The following is a 17,864-nucleotide window of genomic DNA, read 5'->3' on the forward strand; positions in this document are numbered from 1 at the left end:
GCCTAAACGTCCAGCTCGTCGGCAACCTTGCGAAGGGCAGCCGCGATGGCCTTGCCCTTGTTGCCTTCCGGGTACTTACCGGCGGACAGCGTACCGGAGAGGTTGTCGAGCACACTGACCAGGTCCTGGACGAGGGGGGCAAGGTCCTTCGCGCTGGGCCGCTTGGCCTTGGCGATGGACGGTGTCTTATCCAGGACCCGCAGGCCCAAGGCCTGCGCGCCCTTCCGGCCATCGGCAACACCGAACTCAACCCGGGTGCCGGCCTTCAGCTCGGTGACGCCTTCGGGCAGCGATGATTTGGGCAGGAAGACCTCCTGGCCGTCCTCGCCCGCGAGGAATCCGAACCCTTTTTCCTTGTCATACCACTTGACCTTGCCGGTAGGCACGTAATCAACCTTCTTCGTTCTGCTTCTTCTGACACGGCCGGAAGCCACCGCATCCGCACTGATATGCGGGTTCAAGGTGTGACTGCCGGGAACCGTGTTGGTCTGTTCCTTCAAGGTTAGCCTGCCGGGCCCGGAATCCTGCTGTTAGGATCCCCGTATCCCGCGACGGTGCGGGCTGTCCGGCCGCCCCTCTGGCCTGCGGATGCACCAGCCACGGGCTGCCCGGCCTGTTAGCGTTACGTGCATGACTCCCTCCCGTTACCGTCGGCCCCTGATGATCTGCGCGGCGGTTGTTGCCATGATTTCCCTCGTGGCAGTGGGAGCAGTGATGGCGCTGGCCTTCGCGGGCGCCGCTGCACCGGTCTGGGTCACCTCCATCGCCCTTTACGGCTTGCCGGTGGCGTTCCTGCTGATGCTTTTCCTGGTGCTGGACAGTGTGGCCGGCAGGCGCCGGGCAGGAAAGTCCGGCGGGCGGTAACGTTGGACTGATGTCCCTTATTCGCGCGCTCAGCGAGGAATTACAGGCACGCAGCGACGAATCGTTGCGGGCCCTCTTTGCAGCGCGGCCGGACCTCATGTCTCCCCCGGTGCCGGATTTCCCCGCACTGGCGGCGCGGGCCAGTGCCCGGGCCAGTGTCCAGCGCGCTTTGGAACGCCTGAACCGGCCCCAGATGCAGGTGCTGGAAACCCTCCATTTGTGCACGAACACGGACACCGAACACAGCGCGAGCGCCGCGACGGTCCGGAAACTCATCGCCGGGTCCACGCTCGCCGCAGTCGAACGCATACTGGCGTCACTGCAGGAGCTCGCCCTGGTGCACCGCTCCGCACCTCCCCACGGGACGGTTGCGGGACACCGGCAGCGCTTCTACCTGCCGGTGGGGTGCCTCAAAGACGTCGTGGGCATCTATCCTGCGGGGCTGGGACGCAGCTATACCGAACTGGTCCGGCTCCAGCCTGCGTTTGCGCAGCGGGCCGTCCAGCTTGTTGGCGAGCTTCACCGCAGCGGGGTCGCCATCCAGGAGGCCACCACACCGATGGAGGCAGCACTTTCCCTGCAACACTGGACATCTTCGCCCGAAGCCCTCCGGGAGGCTTTGGCGGGAGCCCCGGAACGCACGACGGCGCTGCTCGCCAAATTCGGCAACTGGGCCATGGGTGCCGTCCCCCAGGCGCAACGGAAAGCTTCAGTCGCGAAACAGGGCCACGACGTCGGGCCCGTCGACTGGCTTCTGGCCCGGGGACTTCTGGTCCCGCTGGACGCCGCGCATGTGGAACTGCCGCACAGCGTGGGCCTGTCCCTGCGTGGCGGCGCTGTAATCACAGACTTCAGCCTCTCGCCGCCGGTTCCGGAACTGGGCAGCACCACGGCCGCGTTGCGGCGGAACGCAGCCTTGGGTGCCATCGCCGAAACCCTGCGGCTGGTGGGCGAACTCCTCTACGCGGTCAAGGAACAGCCGCTGGCCACCCTGCGAAGCGGCGGCGTGGGAGTCCGCGAAATGAGACGCCTGGCCGAGACGCTTCGCATCGACCAGCACCTGGCAGGCCTGCTGTTGGAGCTCAGCGCCCTGTCCGGCCTGGTGCGCCTGGACGTGGACTCCTCCGCCTGGGTGCAGCCGCCGCAGCTGGAATGGCTGGCCCTCCCCCGGCAGGAGCAATGGTTGTGGCTAGTTAACGCCTGGCTCGCGAGCGAGCGGGTACCCTCACTGGTGGGTCAGCCGGTGAACGGTCCAGGCGCAGTATCCTCGCATCGACCCATGGCGGGGAACACCGTCAATGCGCTCTCTGCCGAGGCGCAGCGGCCGGACGCCCCGTTGGTGCGGAAGCGAATCCTTGAAATCCTGAACGAGCTGACGAACGAGGCGGCCGCCGCGGACGGCACTGCGCCGGTCCTGGATGCCGCGGCAGTGCTGCAGCGGGCCGAATGGGCGCAGCCCCGGATGTCCCGGCGTTTCAGCTCCATGATCAGGGGGGTCCTGGCCGAGGCGGAGTTGCTGGGCCTCATCGGCTCCGGTGCACTGAGCCAACTCGGCAGCGCCATCGCGGTGGACCGGCCGGACGACGCCCTCGCCATCCTCGGTGAGCACCTCCCCGCCGCCCTGAACCACGTCCTGCTCCAAGCGGACCTTACCGCCGTTGCGCCCGGCTACCTGGCGCCGGAACTGAGCGAAAAGCTCCTGCTGATGGCGGACGCGGAAGGGCAGGGGCCGGCCACCATCTACCGGTTCTCCGCGGCCTCGATCCGGCGGGCACTGGACGCCGGCCACGATGCTTCCTCGTTGCTGGATTTCCTGAGTGAACACTCAGCCACTGCTGTGCCGCAGCCGCTCGCCTACCTGGTGGAGGACACCGCATCCCGGCACGGCCGGCTCCGGGTGGGAGCTGCCGCCAGTTTTATCCAAAGCGACGACGAAGCAACAGTCCTGGAGCTGGCGGCCGAATCAAAGGCTGCCGGGCTGTCCCTCTCGCGGATTGCTCCCACCGTGCTCATCTCCGCTGCCCCGCCGCGGCAGACTGCCCAGATCCTCCGCGGGCTCGGCCTCTCACCCTCGGTGGAGGAATCCGAACCTTCGGTGATCCGGCTGCGCCGCGGTAACGGCGCCACCACCCCCGGCAGCGCCCGCCCCGTCTACACGGCGCCGCGGACCGCCCCTGCCGATGCCGACGTCGACGCCCAGCTCGCAGTCCTGCGGCAAATTCGGGCCGGCACCGCCGGAAGCCCGAACGGCGCCGGGCAGGGATCAGGCGAGGCGGCAACGCAGCTGGGGCTGGAGACCCTCCAACGGGCCATCCGGCTCAGGCAGCCGGTCAGCATGAACGTCGTGGACAGTACCGGGAATGCCAGCCTGGAGACCGTTGTTCCGCTCTCTGTAAGCGGCGGACGGGTCAGGGTGTTCGATCCCGCCAAGGACACGGAGCGGGTACTCTCGATCCACCGCATCATCGATATTGAGGGCGCAGAGGACCTGCACCCGTGAAGGAATCCTCCGCGTGAACGACGGCCCGTTGATCGTCCAAAGTGACAAAACCATCCTGCTCGAGGTGGACCACCTACTCGCCACCGAGGCACGCCACGCCATTGCCCCTTTTGCCGAGCTCGAACGCGCCCCGGAGCACATGCACAGTTACCGGCTGACTCCCCTGGGCCTGTGGAACGCCCGCGCGGCCGGCCTGGATGCCGAGAAGGTCCTGGACACGCTGCTCAAATACTCCCGCTTCCCGGTGCCGCATTCGCTGCTGATCGACGTCGAAGAGACCATGTCCCGGTACGGCCGGCTGCGGCTGGAGCAGGATGCCCAGCACGGCCTGGTCATGCGCACGGACGACTACCCTGTACTCGAGGAAGTGATCCGTGCCAAGAAGATCCAGCCGCTGCTTGGCCCGCGGATCGACGGCGAAACCGTTGTGGTCCATTCATCCCAGCGCGGCCAGCTCAAGCAGCAGCTCCTGAAGATCGGCTGGCCCGCCGAGGACCGGGCCGGCTACGTCGACGGCACCCCGCACCTGATCGCCCTGCAGGAGGACGGCTGGAAGCTGCGCCCCTACCAGCAGCTTGCGGCTGACAACTTCCGCGCCGGCGGCAGCGGTGTTGTGGTGCTGCCCTGTGGCGCCGGGAAAACCATCGTCGGTGCCGCGGCCATGGCCACCAGCTCCACCACAACCCTGATCCTGGTCACCAACACGGTGGCGGCCCGGCAGTGGAAGGATGAGCTGCTCAAGCGCACCTCCCTCACCGAGGATGAAATCGGGGAGTATTCCGGCTCCGTCAAGGAAGTGCGGCCGGTGACCATCGCCACCTACCAGGTCCTGACCACCAGGCGCGGCGGGCTGTACACGCACCTGGAACTCGTGGACGGACACGACTGGGGCCTGATCATCTACGACGAGGTCCATCTCCTGCCGGCACCGATCTTCCGGATGACCGCTGACCTCCAGGCCCGGCGTCGGCTGGGGCTCACCGCAACCCTCGTCCGCGAGGACGGCCGCGAAGGCGAGGTGTTCAGCCTGATCGGGCCCAAACGCTACGATGCGCCCTGGAAGGACATCGAGTCCCAGGGCTACATCGCCCCGGCGGACTGCGTTGAGGTCCGCATCGACCTGCCGCGGGACGAACGCGTGGCCTACGCCATGGCCGAGGACGCGGACAAGTACCGCCTCTGCTCCACGTCGGAGTCCAAGACGCTGATCGTGGAACAGCTGGTGGCACAGCATCAGGGCGAGCAGCTGCTGGTGATCGGGCAGTACATCGACCAGCTGGATGAAATCGGCGAGCGCCTCCAGGCCCCTGTCATCAAGGGCGATACACCCGTCAAGGAACGCCAGAGACTGTTCGATGCCTACCGCGCCGGCGAGGTCCAGACCCTGGTGGTCTCCAAGGTGGCCAACTTCTCCATCGACCTGCCAGAAGCCTCGGTGGCCATCCAGGTATCCGGCTCGTTCGGTTCGCGGCAGGAGGAAGCCCAGCGGTTGGGCAGGCTGCTCCGCCCGAAAAAGGACGGCCGCTCGGCCAGGTTCTATTCACTCGTGGCCCGGGACACCCTTGACCAGGATTTCGCCGCCAAGAGGCAGCGTTTCCTGGCTGAGCAGGGGTACGCCTACCGGATCATGGATGCCAAGGACGTGGGCCAGCCGGGCTAAGCCCCTGGACTGCTTTCGCACCGCCATCCCGGCCCGCCAGAGCGACATTTCGCCGCCGTGAAAGGGTCCTTATGCGGGAAGCCACATTTGTTCCCTGACGCCATTGTCGTCAGTGTTCCCCGGGCATACTCTCAGAGCGCTGGGTTTCATAGTGGTAGCCGGTCCTGACCTCAGATGAGGACCGAGGGCTTGCCGTTTTGCGGCGGAGCCCACCATAAAGGAACGCGTGCATGCGCAGAATAGCCGGCAATTCCATCCGCGGACGGCCAGCAATGACCGCTGGTTCCGTGCTGCCATCTCCAGTCCTGTCCGCGCAGAAGCGACAACGACCGGAGTAGTCCGGCTGGCCCCTTCCGCAGGGTACGGCCGATCAATATTGGGAGACATGCTGGGGATCTCAGCGGCTCGGGGACGTCAGTCCCAGCCGTAAACGCTATCCATTTCTCGGAAGTGAGCACTCCCATGAAAAGCATCACACGCGCCCGTTGGGGCGCAGGACTGGCCTGTTTGGCTTTGATCCTGGGCGGGACCACCGCGGCACAGGCAAACCTGACCGGAAGCCCGTTCGACGCCGGCGACGGCAACTTGGTTGTCAACGACGAAGCCAAGGACTGGGCCAACATCGGGATCAGCTGTGTAACCCCCATTGCGGGCTGCGGCCTCGACCTGCCGACCGGCCAGACCGACAATTCCTTCGGCACCGGCACCAAGGAAGATACTTCGGTGCCCTCCGTCGTCGACGGATCCATCCCGAACAACAAGAGTGATCTCACGCGCTTCTACGCGAAGTTCATTGAGGAAGCGAACGGAAGCACGTACGCCTATCTCGCCTGGGAGCGGGTCCAGGAACCGAGCGGCACCACGAACATGGACTTCGAATTCAACCAGTCCTCCGCGCTGTCATCTAACGGCGTGACTCCCGTACGCACGGCCGGCGACGTGCTGGTCAAGTATGACCTCTCCCAAGGCGGCGTAAATCCCGTCCTTGGCTACCACAAATGGATCACTACCGGCGCCCGGACCCTGTGCGAGGCAGCCAACTCCACCCCATGCTGGGGCAAAGTCCAAGCATTGACCGGAAACTTCGAGGGTTCAATCAACACCGTTGTGGTGGAGGATCCAATTGCTCCCGACGCTCCACGGAACTTGAGCGTCCGGACGTTCGGTGAAGCCGCCATCAACCTCACGGCTGCAGGCATCGTCGGGGCGGACCCCTGCCTGCCGTTCAGCAGCGCCTACCTGAAGAGCCGCTCCTCGGACTCCTTCACGGCAGCACTGAAGGACTTCATCGCACCCATTTCCGTCGCGACATCGAAGTGCGGCGACATCAACGTCCTCAAGACTGACGACGATTCCCCGGCCTCTCCTCTGGCCGGTGCCGTCTTCACTCTGTACAACGATGCCGCACCAGTCGGCGGAACATTCGATCCGGCGACGGACCTGGCCGTCACCCCCGCCACGACCTGCACCACCGGCACCGACGGCAAGTGCTCCTTCACGCAGGTGCTGGCCGGAAACTACTGGGTCGTTGAAACCACCACGCCCGCAGGCCATGACACGGCAGCACCCCAGGCCGTGACCCTCGTGGGCGGCGCCACTGTCAGCCTCACCTTTGTCGACCCGCGCGACTTCAAGATCATCGTGCTCGTCTGCAAGGAAGCGGACAACTCGCTGTACTCCAGCCAAGTGACTGTGGACGGCGTGAACAAGGACTCTCTGGCCACAGCACCTTCAGGGCTCACAGCCGCCCAGCTGTGTGGCCTCGGAGGAGCCGCGTACGACGACAAGAGCTACGGCGACCACCCTGCGAACGTCAACATCCCCCAGTAGCAGGAAACCTTTGCCATCCTGACCGGACGGCCGCTCCTGCCTCACAAGAAACAGGGTCCCCCGGGCTTCGGCCCGGGGGACCCCCGCCTTCCCGCCGAAAGCACAGTGAACGTCCAGAAAACTCACAGATTCTGGGAGCATGATGGGAGCATGAAAAAGAACGGGCCCGAAGCCAAGCTGCTGGTTGTTGATGACGAACCGAACATCCGCGAGCTGCTGTCAACATCGCTGCGCTTCGCCGGCTTCGAGGTGGTATCTGCCGGGAACGGCCGTGACGCCCTGGCCGCCGCCGAGCTCCACGCGCCCGATCTCGCGGTGCTGGACGTGATGCTGCCGGACATGGACGGCTTCACCGTCACCCGCAAGCTCCGGGCCTCAGGCAAGCATTTTCCAGTGCTCTTCCTGACTGCCAAGGACGATACCGAGGACAAGGTCACCGGCCTCACTGTGGGCGGCGATGACTACGTCACCAAGCCCTTCAGCCTGGACGAGGTGGTAGCCCGGATCCGGGCGGTCCTTCGCCGCACCCAGCCCCTCCTTGACGACGACGCCGTCATCCGGGTGGATGACCTCGAGCTCGACGACGACGCCCACGAAGTGCGCCGCGCCGGCACCGTGATCGAACTGTCGCCCACAGAATTCAAACTGCTCCGGTACCTGATGCTGAACCCCAACCGGGTGCTGTCCAAATCCCAGATCCTGGACCACGTCTGGGAGTACAACTTCAATGGCGACGCCTCGATTGTGGAGTCCTACATCTCCTATCTCCGGCGCAAGGTGGACATCGATCCTGATGCCCCGGCCCTCATCCAGACCAAACGCGGCGTGGGCTACGTACTCCGGACGGCAGAGAAGCGCTGACCTTGCTGCAGCGGTGGAAATCGGCCTCCCTGAGGTCCCAACTGGTGGCCATGATCATGGCCTTGCTGATTGTCGCCCTGACCGCCACCGGAGCGGGCACCCTGACGCTGCTGCATAGTTATCTTCAGGGGCAGGTGGACGACAAACTCAACGCCGCCGTCGACCTCGCCAGCAAGCAGCGGTCGTTCACGCCGCTGCAGGGCAACCCGATGGTCCCCACCGACTACTCCCTCATCCTCTACACGCCCGGCGAGGATGCCCAGCTGTTCGGCGGTGACCCGGACTACCACCCGGATATCAGCAGCATCTCCGTGGAGGAAGCACAGCAGCGCGAGGCCCGCCCCTACCAGGTCAGGGGCACTGACGGCGAGAACTGGCGTGTGGTGGCCGTGACGGTCCTCAACGGCGGGCGTCCCGCCGTCGTCGTGATCGGGTTGCCGTTGCAAAGCGTGGACGACGTCCTCAAGCACGCCACATTGGTGGTCTGCGGGGTTGGCCTCATCACGCTCCTGCTGGCGTCCCTCATCGCCAGCTGGACCGTGTCCCGGGCCTTCCGGCCGCTGGCCAGGGTCGAGAAGACCGCGGCTGCCATCGCCGCCGGGGACCTCTCCCGGCGAGTGGACGTCGAAAATCCCGGCACGGAGCTCGGCCGGCTCGGCAGCTCGCTGAACGCCATGCTGGCGCACATCGAGACTGCCTTTGCAGCCCGGACCGCCTCCGAGGGCAGGATGCGCCGGTTCGCTGCCGACGCATCGCATGAACTCCGGACGCCGTTGGTGACCATCAGGGGGTTCTCCGAGCTTTACCGCCACGGTGCACTGACCACGGACGAGGACATTGCCACGGCAATGGGCCGGATCGAGAGCGAAGCAAAGCGGATGGGTTCCATGGTGGAAGACCTGCTGCTGCTGGCACGCTTGGACGAACAGCGCCCCCTGCAGCAAAAGCCGGTCGACCTGCAGCTGATCGCCCACGACGCGCTGGTGGATACCCAGGCCAGTGACCGCGCCCGTCCCGTTGCCCTGGTAGGGCTCGACGGCGGCCCGGCCGCTCCGGCGCCTGTGCTGGGTGACGAGGCTAAACTGCGCCAGGTGGTGGGGAACCTTGTGGGCAACGCCCTGCGTTACACGCCCGAAGGAAGCCCGATCGAACTTGCCGTCGGCCTCCGGACATCCGCCAACGGTCAACCACTGTCCGTCATTGAGGTCCGGGACCACGGCCCGGGTATTTCCGAGGAGGACGCAGCAAAAGTCTTCGAGCGTTTTTACCGGGCAGACACCTCCCGGACCCGTGAAACCGGCGGCAGCGGCCTCGGGCTTGCGATTGTCGCTGCCATCGTCGGATCCCACGGCGGTTCTGTCAGGGTGGAACAGACCGACGGCGGCGGTGCCACCCTCGTGGTCAGCCTGCCTGCCCGGGACGAAGCCCCGATTGACGACCGTGGCGCGGGCGACGGCGGCGCGGGTGAGGACGGCGCAGGCGAGGTCAGCGACGGCAGGGTTATCCACATATAGCGTTGCAGCGTGGCAAGCCTCCCTGCCCCCTCCGTAGGCTCGTTGAAGTGGCCCGGAGCAGCCGGGCCGGGCAGCGGATGCTGTCCACTACTTCGAGAGGCCCCCACCATGAGTATCATTTCCGTCGATACCGAACTGCTCCAGCTCAAATCAGCCAACGTCCGGGCCACCGTGGACCGGATCAGCGCGGATGTACAGACCATGAAGCGGGGGCTGGACGAGCTCCAGGCCAGCTGGCACGGTTCGGCAGCCAACAACTTCCAGGCCCTCGTGACTGAGTGGACCCTCACCCAGGGCAAGGTCGAGGCTTCGCTGGCGTCCATCAACATGGCCCTGGCTTCTGCGGCGGCCAGCTATGCCCAGACCGAGCAGGGCAACACGCAGCGGTTCAGCTGAGCATCCGAAGCCATGGGGAGCTTCGCCCCCGCCCTAGTCAGCGACGGCGGCGCCGGCGCCGCCCGAACCAGGAAACGCCTAGGCTTCGGGCGTCTCCTGGTGGAAACGGAGCCGCCATCTGTTGCCGTCGAGGACCCACAGTGAACTTCGGAGAGTCGTGCCCGAGCGCGAGTAGCTTCGGTACGTCAGCAGGACCGCGCTGGTGCCGATGCGGTCCGCGCCCAGGATTTCCAGCTCAGCAGGGTGTCCTGGGTCTTCCTCGAAGGCCATCATCATGGCGTCGCGGGTCCATACCCTGCCAGCGGCACCAATCTGCATGAAGTCAGGATGGAGGAGAACGCCGGTGCGGCCGATGTCGCCCCGGACTTCCGAACTTGCCAGCTCCCGCTCGAGCGCCTCCACGATTTCTTCGGGACCGGGCTCTGAGCCGTTGGCGTGTGGCGCGCCAAAGGAATCGGTCTCAAGTTCGCTGAAGAGGTCCGGCTCGTCGTACGTCCCGGGCAGGAAAGAGCCGGTTCCGCCATTGGTCGCCGCTGAGGCCTTGGCCACCGGGGTTGCAGCTGCCGGGGCTGATGCAGCCGCCGGCCCGGCGGCGCTCATGGCATGGCCTGCGTGAGCCAGGTCAGTTCCAGCCGGGGCTCCCGCAAAGCCGGGGCCCGAACGCGCTGCCACGCCCTGCTGGTATGCAGTGGCGGCGGCGCGCGCCCGCTCATCTGCTGCTTCGTTGAGATCATGGCCGGCGTGGCCCTTGACCCATTCGAAGGTGTACTTCCTGCCTGCGAGTTCCCGGTCCAGTTCTTTGAGGAGCTCAACGTTCAGAACGGGTTTGCCGTCGGCCTTGCGCCAGCCTTTGCGTTTCCACCCCGGCATCCATTTGGTGATGGAGTTGATCACGTACTGGCTGTCGCACAGCACCCTCAGGTCCTCACCTGGAACGTGGGCGGTAGCACGGAACAGATCGAGGACTGCCATCAGCTCGCCCTGGTTGTTGGTGCCATGGGGCCACCCCCCGGCCCGCCAACAGTCATCGTTCACATACCAGGCCCAGCCTGCGGGTCCCGGGTTTCCTAGGGCCGAACCGTCGGCCGCCGCAGTAATCGTCACTGGACTATCCTGCCAGACGGCCCACCACAACATTGACTTGGGTGCGTCAGCGCAGACCATTCCCCGTCCATGGGAAAACGCTTACCGAAAGTCTTGACGCTGGCCGGGGATGTCCTGCAGAATCAGATCTGTTGAGAAAGCGCTTTCTCACGTTTGTAACGTCCGCCGGCACTGGCGCCGACGCGGGACACCTGGGGCCCGGCTCCATGAGGATGAGGAAGGCAGATCAATGAAGATGCGGAATGAGAGCCGGAATTTTAGCCGGAGAAGGTTCCAGTTTGGCGCAGTTGCAGTGGCCGTATCGCTGCTCGCTACAGGATGCGGAGCGTCCACGGGGTCCGACAACAATAAAGAAGTCACCCTGCGGTTCGCCTGGTGGGGAAACGAATACCTCAACGCACAGACCCAAAGGGTAATCTCCGCCTTCGAGGCGGAGCACCCGAACATCAAGATCAAGTCCGAGCCCGGTGAGTGGGCCAGCTACTGGGACAAGCTGGCTACAAAAACCGCCGCCAATGATGCCCCCGACGTCATTCAGATGGACCAGAAATACATCGCCGAGTACGGCGGACGTGGAGCTTTGCTTGACCTTTCCAAGCAGCCCGGGATCAACACAGCCAAACTGGACAAGGAATCCCTGGCCTCGGGCCAGTATGACGGCGCCCAGTACGGTTTGAGCACCGGCAAGAACGCCTACGTCATCATGGCGAACACCAAGGTGTTCGAGTCGGCCAAGGTCCCGGTTCCGGACGACACCACGTGGACCTGGGACGACTTTACGGAGACGGCAAGCAAGCTCAGCGCGGCCGGGGACGGCAAGAGCTACGGGGCGGCGTACGGCAGCAACGAGGCCGACCTCATTATCTGGCTCAGGCAGCACGGCGAGAACCTGTACTCACAGGATGGAAAGCTCGGCTTCGACACCGCCACCGCCGCCTCCTTCTGGGAGCGGCTGAAGGAACAGCGCGATTCCAAGGCCAGCCCGCCCGCCACGGTTGCTACAGAGGACTCGGGAGCCGGCCTGGAGGAAAGCCTGTTCGGCACCAACCGGGTGGGCATGGCGTGGTGGTGGACCAATCAGCTCGGCTCACTGGAAACCACCACCGGCAGCGGCATCAAGATGCTCCGCGCACCCAGTATTGACGGCAAGTCCTCGGACAACGGAATGTACTACAAGCCCACCATGTTCTGGTCGGCATCCTCACGGTCCAAGAACCCCGAGGCAGCCGCCACGTTCATCAACTACCTGGCCAACAGCCCGGCAGCCGGCGCCATCCTCATGACAGACCGCGGCGTGCCTGCCAACTCCGAAATAGTTGAGAAGATCACCCCTGAGCTCAAGCCGGCGGACACCACTGTAGTGGCGTTCCTCAAGGACATCGCCCCGGATATCGCCGACGCTCCGCCGGTTCCGCCGGTAGGGGCAGGAAGCGTCCAGAACGTTATCAAGCGCTTCACCGACGAAGTCCTCTACGACAGGCTTACTCCCCAGGCTGCAGCGGAGGCCTTCAAGAAAGAAGTCGAGGGAATGCTCGCCACTGCCCGCAAGTAACGCAGCCGAACTTCAGGACAGAGTATGCGGGCACACAAAAACGCGGCCCCCTCAGCGAGGGGGCCGCGTTTTGTGTGCGGAAGGGATTCCGGCAATGGGGGCTAGAAGCCGCCCATGCCGCCCATCTCGTCGCCGCCACCCATGGCCGGAGCGTTCTTCTCCGGCTTGTCGGCCACTACGGCCTCGGTGGTGAGGAACAGTCCGGCAATGGACGCCGCGTTCTGCAGGGCAGAGCGGGTCACCTTGACGGGGTCGTTGATGCCGGCAGCCAGCAGGTCGACGTACTCGCCGGTTGCTGCGTTCAGGCCGTGGCCTGCAGGCAGGCCGCGGACCTTGTCGACGACAACGCCCGGCTCGAGGCCGGCGTTGAAGGCGATCTGCTTCAGCGGAGCGTCGATGGCAACGCGGACGATGTTCGCACCGGTTGCCTCGTCGCCCGTGAGGTTCAGGTTAGCGAACGCCTTGGCGCCGGCCTGGATGAGTGCAACGCCACCACCGGCGACGATGCCCTCTTCAACGGCAGCCTTCGCGTTGCGGACAGCGTCCTCAATGCGGTGCTTGCGTTCCTTGAGCTCAACCTCGGTTGCGGCACCGGCCTTGATGACTGCAACGCCGCCGGCCAGCTTGGCCAGGCGCTCCTGCAGCTTCTCGCGGTCGTAGTCCGAATCGGAGTTCTCGATCTCGGCGCGGATCTGGGAAACGCGGCCGGCGATCTGGTCGGCGTCGCCGGCACCTTCAACGATGGTGGTCTCGTCCTTGGTGACAACGACCTTGCGGGCGCGTCCCAGGAGTTCGAGTCCGGCGGTCTCCAGCTTGAGTCCGACTTCCTCGGCGATGACCTGGCCACCGGTGAGGACTGCGATATCTGCGAGCTGGGCCTTGCGGCGGTCGCCGAAGCCCGGAGCCTTGACGGCAACGGACTTGAAGGTGCCGCGGATCTTGTTGACGATCAGGGTGGCCAGGGCCTCGCCCTCGATGTCCTCGGCAATGATCAGCAGCGGCTTGGACGACTGCATGACCTTTTCCAGGACAGCAACCAGTTCCTTGACGTTGGAGATCTTGGAGTTGACGATCAGGATGTATGGATCCTCAAGGACCGTTTCCTGGCGCTCAGCGTCGGTGACGAAGTAAGCGGAGATGTAACCCTTGTCGAAGCGCATGCCCTCGGTGAGCTCAAGCTCCAGGCCGAAGGTGTTGGACTCCTCGACGGTGATGACGCCTTCCTTGCCCACCTTGTCCAGGGCTTCGGCGATCAGGGCGCCGATTTCATCGTCACCGGCGGAGATGGAGGCCGTGGCCGCGATCTCTTCCTTGGTTTCGATTTCCTTGGCGGAGGCGAGCAGCTCAACCGTGACGGCTTCGACAGCCTTCTCGATGCCACGCTTGAGGGACAGCGGGTCAGCACCTGCGGCAACGTTGCGCAGGCCTTCCTTGACGAGGGCCTGTGCCAGCACGGTGGCCGTGGTGGTACCGTCGCCGGCGACGTCGTCCGTCTTCTTGGCAACTTCCTTGACCAGCTCGGCGCCGATCTTTTCGTAAGGATCGTCCAGCTCGATCTCCTTGGCGATGGATACACCATCGTTGGTGATCGTGGGGGCGCCCCACTTCTTCTCGAGGACGACGTTGCGTCCACGCGGGCCGAGGGTGACCTTGACGGCGTCGGCGAGGATGTTCAGGCCCCGCTCAAGACCGCGGCGTGCCTCTTCATCAAATGCAATGATCTTGGCCATAACGGCAGTAGTCCTTTCGGGACAGTCGTTAAGAATGAACCTCACTGCAGTGCCCGCGACGGACGATCCTTCACCGGCGGCCTCTGTATGCCCCGGCTGGGGATCTCACTCCAGCTTGGTATTTCTTTCGCTCCACGACCTTAGCGAAGCCTCGTTTTCGGCTTTAAACCGGACGATGCTTTAGCAGTCGGTACGTAAGAGTGCTAACACAATAATTAGCACTCCATAGGTAAGAGTGCAAGCGAACATCGTGGTAAGACACTCATCCGGGGGGCGGTTTCGCCGCGGGCGATCAGCCCGCAGTCCGCCCTGCCGCCTCACGCCCGCTGAGCGAGGCCCTGTTGTCTGAGCCGTAGGTGAACACCATGAAGTTGGCCGTGGTGATGTCACCGTGGGCATCGAAGGCAACCGGGCCCGATTCGCCGTCGTAATTTATGGCGGCGCCGGTCTTCAGCACGCCAAAGCAGTCAGCAAATGACAGGCACGGTTTGACCGCCTGGGCGGCAGTCTGGCCGCCCGCGGTACCGCTGGACACCGCGATCAGGTTGGCTGCGATGGAGCGTCCGGAGTCGTCTTGGGCAGCGGCGGAAGCCAGGACGGCCAGGTTCACGGCGTCGTAGGTCTCCGCTGTGAAGGAAAGGTCCTTCAATGCCGGATTAACTGCCACCAGCCGCGCCTGGAAGTCCGCCGAGGGAAAGACACCGGGCACCACTGCCCGGGCACCGTCGAGTGCCTTGGACCCCAGCCCCGAACCGTACTGGGCGAAGGCGCCGTCGCTGAGGACGAGTTTCTTACCGGACAGCCCTGCATTGTTGAGCTCGGCGAGGGCCCCCTGGGCATCGTCCCTGGCGATCAGCACCACGGAGTCAGGTTTGGCGGCCTGGGCCGCCAAGGCTGCTTTCCGGGCGTCGCCGGGCTTGAATTCCGCTGTGGCAACGGTGTCCAGGCCGGCGTTCTTTGCAGCAGTTGCCACCGCCGCCGCCACATCCTTGCCGTAGGCGCTGTCCTGATGGACCACGGCCACGCTCTTGGCGCCGCCGTCCTTGGCGAGCTTCACCAGCACGGAAGCCTGGGCAACGTCCGCTGCAGCAGTCCGGAAGTAGTAACCGCCGCTCTTATAGCCGCTAAGGCCTGCCGCGGAGTTCGCCGGCGAGATCAGTGTGATCCGGGCTTTGGACAGGACGTCGATGGCGGCGGGAGCATGGCTCGAGTCCGCCGGTCCGATCACCACGTCAGCCTTTGCAGTCACCAGCTCCGCGGCCTGGGCGGCGGAGTCACTGCCTGCCTGAGCGGGAAGGAGCTCAACCGGCCTGCCCTTGTGACCGCCGGCAGCGTTGATTTCCTTCACGGCCAGTGTCGCGGCGGCGAGCTGGGAATCATTGAGGAAACCCTGATCCCCTGTGCTGTCCAGGATCAGCCCGATGCGCAGCGTCCCATCACCTGACGCTTCGGCGGCATCCAGCCGGGCATTGCCCGCTGTGCCCGAGCAGCCAGCCAGCGCCAGCAGGACGGCGCCGCCGGCCACTGCGCGGAACGCGGCAACACGGGAGGCTGAGGTGAAAATTGCCGGCTTCACTCTGCAGGCCGGACGTTTTCTGCCTGGGGGCCCTTCTCGCCTTCGCCGATTTCGAGCTCGACACGCTGTCCCTCATCGAGCGCGCGGTAACCCTCACCCTCGATGGCGGACCAGTGCACAAAGACGTCGTCCCCGGATCCGTCCACGGTGATGAAGCCATAGCCTTTTTCGGCGTTGAACCACTTGACGGTTCCCAATGCCATGATGTCCACTCTTTCCGTAGTGCCGACGGTCCACGCCGCTGTGTGCCGCGAGTTACGGACCAAGGCCTGAAATCACTCTAGCCACAAGCCTTCCGGAAGGCCGAGGCACACGGCCGGGACGAAGCCCAAACGTTATTGGAGCCCCAGGGGGATCCAGGCCAACCCGGCAGTCCTACCGGTAGTCAGGTCCGAGGACAACCACCAGCGGGACCTGGAAGTCGGAGCTTTGGACCACCGTGGGGATGCTCAGTAGGGTGGAGATTGCCTCGGCGTTGGCCTTCTGGCCGGCACCTGAATAGAAGACCGCAGAAGTCGGCTGCGGGGCTCCTCCCCAGTTGCCCACCTGCCCGAGCGTCCAGCCGTCGGCCTGGACCAGAGAGCTGATGCGCCCGGCGAGTCCGGCAGTTCCGGCGGCGTTGTAAATTGCAACGCCCTTGGTTTTGTCCAAACGAGCGGCCGACGGCGTGGCAGTGGGTGTAGCGCTCGGCTCGGCCTTGGCGCCCGCGGCCACCGGGCTTTCTGAGGGCTGCGCGCCCGGGGAGGCCCCGGTGGTGGCCAGCGCTGCTGCGCTTGCCTCCGGTGATGCAGTGGATTCAAGGCTGGTGGACGTCTGGCTCCCGGCCTGGGTGATTCCGAGTTTGGGAAGGATCAGAAAAGCAACCAGGCCGATGGCCAATGCAACGACCCCGACTGCAAGGACCGGCCAGAGTTTGCGCCGTGCGGGCGCCGAGGCCGTACGGTGGACACCCTGGCGCGTGGCGGTCTCCGGGACCTTGTCGAATTCATCCCGAGCGTATTTGGTCATGGTGGTGAGACATCCTTGTTGATTGCTGCTGATGGCTCAGCACCTACGTGGTCAGGCGTCGGAACCCAGGCGGCGTGCAGTGCGTGCCCGCTGACGCGACGTACGTAGTCTACGCAATCTCTTGACCAGCATGGGGTCATGGGCCAGCGCAGCCTCGGTGTCGATGAGGGCATTGAGCAGCTGGTAGTAGTGTGTCGCGGACAGATCGAACAGCTCCCTGATGGCCTGTTCCTTGGCGCCGGCGTACTTCCACCACTGGCGTTCCAGGGCGAGCATCTGCTGGTCACGCTCGCTCAGGGAGGAGTCACGCAGCGTGAAATCCGCCAGCAGTGAGGCCCGTTCCTCCGGCTCCGGCAGGTGCTCCCGAGCAGGTTCCGCCACGGCACTCCCCTTCGCTGGTTACGTAAAATGTCTGACCCCCATGCTACGGCGCGAATAACACCATTGTCATTTCCACCGCCGTGCCCTGGCCCGTGTCCCTGCGAGAATGGGAGCGTGTTTGATTCTGACGCTTTATTCGAACTGGAGCCGGACCCGGCAGACGCCCCCGGCTTCGCGGCGATGGCCGCACTGCCGCTTCCGGAACTGATGGCCGCGGACTGGGCGGAAGCGCTGGCTGACGTTGAGCCCCAGCTCCGCGGCGTCCTCACCTTCCTCGCAGCGGAGGTTGCCGCCGGGCACCGCGTGCTCCCCTCGCCGTCGAACGTTCTGCGCGCCTTTCGCCAACCCCTGGCCGGCGTGAAAGTCCTGGTGGTGGGCCAGGACCCCTACCCGACGCCGGGCCATGCGGTCGGTCTGTCGTTCGCGGTCGACGCGAGGACCCGCCCCATTCCCCGGAGCCTGGCGAACATCTACCGCGAACTGGAGGCCGATCTCGGAATTCCGGCCCGCGTCCACGGCGATCTCTCCACCTGGGCGGACCAGGGTGTTCTCCTGCTGAACCGCGTCATGAGCGTCCGTGCCGGCAGCGCCGGATCCCACCGGGGCAAGGGCTGGGAGGCCATCACGACGGCGGCCGTCACCGCGGTTGCGAACCGGCGCACACCCGACGGCGGCAGGCCTCCGCTCGTCGCGGTGCTGTGGGGAAAGGATGCGGAAAGTGTCCGGCCGCTCCTGAGCGGTGCAGCCGTTGTGTCCAGCGCCCACCCCAGCCCCTTGTCGGCGTCGCGCGGTTTTTTCGGCTCCCGGCCGTTCAGCAAAATCAACGGCCTCCTGCAGGAACAGGGTTGCCCGGGCGTAATCTGGGAGCTCCCCCAGGCCGCTTAGCTT

The 17,864-nt window shown here is 65.1% G+C and carries 16 protein-coding genes; 9 read left to right on the plus strand and 7 right to left on the minus strand.

Features of this window, described 5'->3' with window-relative positions; genetic code table 11:
* Positions 1-2: 2 nt before the first annotated feature.
* Positions 3-386 carry a cold-shock protein gene (locus ACS5PJ_RS11735; protein WP_108597270.1) on the minus strand — a complete coding sequence of 128 codons (384 nt, stop codon included), beginning with the start codon at positions 384-386 and terminating at the stop codon, positions 3-5.
* 244 nt (positions 387-630) lie between these two features.
* Between ACS5PJ_RS11735 and ACS5PJ_RS11740 the strand changes: the two genes are divergently transcribed.
* The 7 genes from ACS5PJ_RS11740 (at position 631) to ACS5PJ_RS11770 (ending at position 9,625) form a co-directional block, all read left to right on the plus strand.
* Positions 631-864 carry a hypothetical protein gene (locus ACS5PJ_RS11740; protein ID WP_354146663.1) on the plus strand — a complete coding sequence of 78 codons (234 nt, stop codon included), beginning with the start codon at positions 631-633 and terminating at the stop codon, positions 862-864.
* 10 nt (positions 865-874) lie between these two features.
* Positions 875-3,364 carry a helicase-associated domain-containing protein gene (locus tag ACS5PJ_RS11745; protein ID WP_439435060.1) on the plus strand — a complete coding sequence of 830 codons (2,490 nt, stop codon included), beginning with the start codon at positions 875-877 and terminating at the stop codon, positions 3,362-3,364.
* A gap of 13 nt (positions 3,365-3,377) precedes the next feature.
* Positions 3,378-5,024 carry a DNA repair helicase XPB gene (locus ACS5PJ_RS11750; RefSeq protein WP_439435061.1) on the plus strand — a complete coding sequence of 549 codons (1,647 nt, stop codon included), beginning with the start codon at positions 3,378-3,380 and terminating at the stop codon, positions 5,022-5,024.
* A 462-nt stretch (positions 5,025-5,486) separates the two neighbouring features.
* Positions 5,487-6,854, plus strand: coding sequence for an MSCRAMM family protein (locus ACS5PJ_RS11755; RefSeq protein WP_439435062.1), 1,368 nt, complete (start codon positions 5,487-5,489; stop codon positions 6,852-6,854).
* Between the two features lie 150 nt (positions 6,855-7,004).
* Positions 7,005-7,715 (plus strand): response regulator transcription factor, encoded by a 711-nt coding sequence (locus tag ACS5PJ_RS11760; RefSeq protein WP_439435063.1) that lies wholly within the window; start codon positions 7,005-7,007, stop codon positions 7,713-7,715.
* Between the two features lie 2 nt (positions 7,716-7,717).
* Complete coding sequence (locus ACS5PJ_RS11765; protein WP_439435064.1) at positions 7,718-9,229, plus strand: sensor histidine kinase; 1,512 nt, start codon at positions 7,718-7,720, stop codon at positions 9,227-9,229.
* A 108-nt stretch (positions 9,230-9,337) separates the two neighbouring features.
* Positions 9,338-9,625 (plus strand): WXG100 family type VII secretion target, encoded by a 288-nt coding sequence (locus ACS5PJ_RS11770; RefSeq protein ID WP_439435065.1) that lies wholly within the window; start codon positions 9,338-9,340, stop codon positions 9,623-9,625.
* A gap of 78 nt (positions 9,626-9,703) precedes the next feature.
* Here ACS5PJ_RS11770 and ACS5PJ_RS11775 read toward each other — a convergent pair whose 3' ends face one another.
* Positions 9,704-10,729 carry an RNase H family protein gene (locus tag ACS5PJ_RS11775; protein ID WP_439435066.1) on the minus strand — a complete coding sequence of 342 codons (1,026 nt, stop codon included), beginning with the start codon at positions 10,727-10,729 and terminating at the stop codon, positions 9,704-9,706.
* Between the two features lie 235 nt (positions 10,730-10,964).
* On the opposite strand from ACS5PJ_RS11775, the gene ACS5PJ_RS11780 reads away from it, so the two are divergent.
* Complete coding sequence (locus ACS5PJ_RS11780) at positions 10,965-12,281, plus strand: ABC transporter substrate-binding protein (RefSeq protein WP_439435126.1); 1,317 nt, start codon at positions 10,965-10,967, stop codon at positions 12,279-12,281.
* Positions 12,282-12,382: 101 nt separating this feature from the next.
* Here the strand turns inward: ACS5PJ_RS11780 and groL are convergent, their stop codons facing one another.
* From groL to ACS5PJ_RS11805, 5 genes are all read right to left on the minus strand, one after another.
* Entirely contained in the window at positions 12,383-14,011 is a 1,629-nt protein-coding gene (gene groL / locus ACS5PJ_RS11785) for a chaperonin GroEL (protein WP_108600340.1), read from the minus strand.
* Between the two features lie 292 nt (positions 14,012-14,303).
* A complete protein-coding gene (locus tag ACS5PJ_RS11790) occupies positions 14,304-15,587 on the minus strand; it encodes an ABC transporter substrate-binding protein (protein ID WP_439435067.1) in 1,284 nt (427 codons plus the stop codon).
* Entirely contained in the window at positions 15,584-15,790 is a 207-nt protein-coding gene (locus ACS5PJ_RS11795; protein WP_439435068.1) for a cold-shock protein, read from the minus strand. The genes ACS5PJ_RS11790 and ACS5PJ_RS11795 overlap by 4 nt, the downstream gene beginning before the upstream one ends.
* A 172-nt stretch (positions 15,791-15,962) precedes the next feature.
* The gene (locus tag ACS5PJ_RS11800; protein ID WP_439435069.1) at positions 15,963-16,595 is read right to left on the minus strand and encodes a LytR C-terminal domain-containing protein; all 633 of its coding nucleotides are present in this window, start codon (positions 16,593-16,595) and stop codon (positions 15,963-15,965) included.
* Between the two features lie 51 nt (positions 16,596-16,646).
* Positions 16,647-16,976: a DUF3263 domain-containing protein gene (locus ACS5PJ_RS11805; RefSeq protein WP_354146652.1), complete on the minus strand. Its 330-nt coding sequence runs from the start codon at positions 16,974-16,976 to the stop codon at positions 16,647-16,649.
* 114 nt (positions 16,977-17,090) lie between these two features.
* Between ACS5PJ_RS11805 and ACS5PJ_RS11810 the strand changes: the two genes are divergently transcribed.
* The gene (locus tag ACS5PJ_RS11810) at positions 17,091-17,861 is read left to right on the plus strand and encodes a uracil-DNA glycosylase (RefSeq protein ID WP_439435070.1); all 771 of its coding nucleotides are present in this window, start codon (positions 17,091-17,093) and stop codon (positions 17,859-17,861) included.
* The last annotated feature ends 3 nt before the right edge of the window (positions 17,862-17,864 follow it).

It is taken from the genome of Pseudarthrobacter cremeus (assembly GCF_051857465.1).
In the GTDB taxonomy this organism is placed as follows: Bacteria; Actinomycetota; Actinomycetes; order Actinomycetales; family Micrococcaceae; genus Arthrobacter.

Excerpts from the sequence above, each read along its gene's own strand:
- ACS5PJ_RS11740 (WP_354146663.1), top strand. The coding sequence starts at position 631 with ATGACTCCCTCCCGTTACCGTCGGCCCCTGATGATCTGCGCGGCGGTT.
- ACS5PJ_RS11745 (WP_439435060.1), top strand. The coding sequence starts at position 875 with ATGTCCCTTATTCGCGCGCTCAGCGAGGAATTACAGGCACGCAGCGAC.
- ACS5PJ_RS11755 (WP_439435062.1), top strand. The coding sequence starts at position 5,487 with ATGAAAAGCATCACACGCGCCCGTTGGGGCGCAGGACTGGCCTGTTTG.
- ACS5PJ_RS11760 (WP_439435063.1), top strand. The coding sequence starts at position 7,005 with ATGAAAAAGAACGGGCCCGAAGCCAAGCTGCTGGTTGTTGATGACGAA.
- ACS5PJ_RS11770 (WP_439435065.1), top strand. The coding sequence starts at position 9,338 with ATGAGTATCATTTCCGTCGATACCGAACTGCTCCAGCTCAAATCAGCC.
- ACS5PJ_RS11780 (WP_439435126.1), top strand. The coding sequence starts at position 10,965 with ATGCGGAATGAGAGCCGGAATTTTAGCCGGAGAAGGTTCCAGTTTGGC.
- groL (WP_108600340.1), bottom strand. The coding sequence starts at position 14,011 with ATGGCCAAGATCATTGCATTTGATGAAGAGGCACGCCGCGGTCTTGAG.
- ACS5PJ_RS11795 (WP_439435068.1), bottom strand. The coding sequence starts at position 15,790 with ATGGCATTGGGAACCGTCAAGTGGTTCAACGCCGAAAAAGGCTATGGC.
- ACS5PJ_RS11800 (WP_439435069.1), bottom strand. The coding sequence starts at position 16,595 with ATGACCAAATACGCTCGGGATGAATTCGACAAGGTCCCGGAGACCGCC.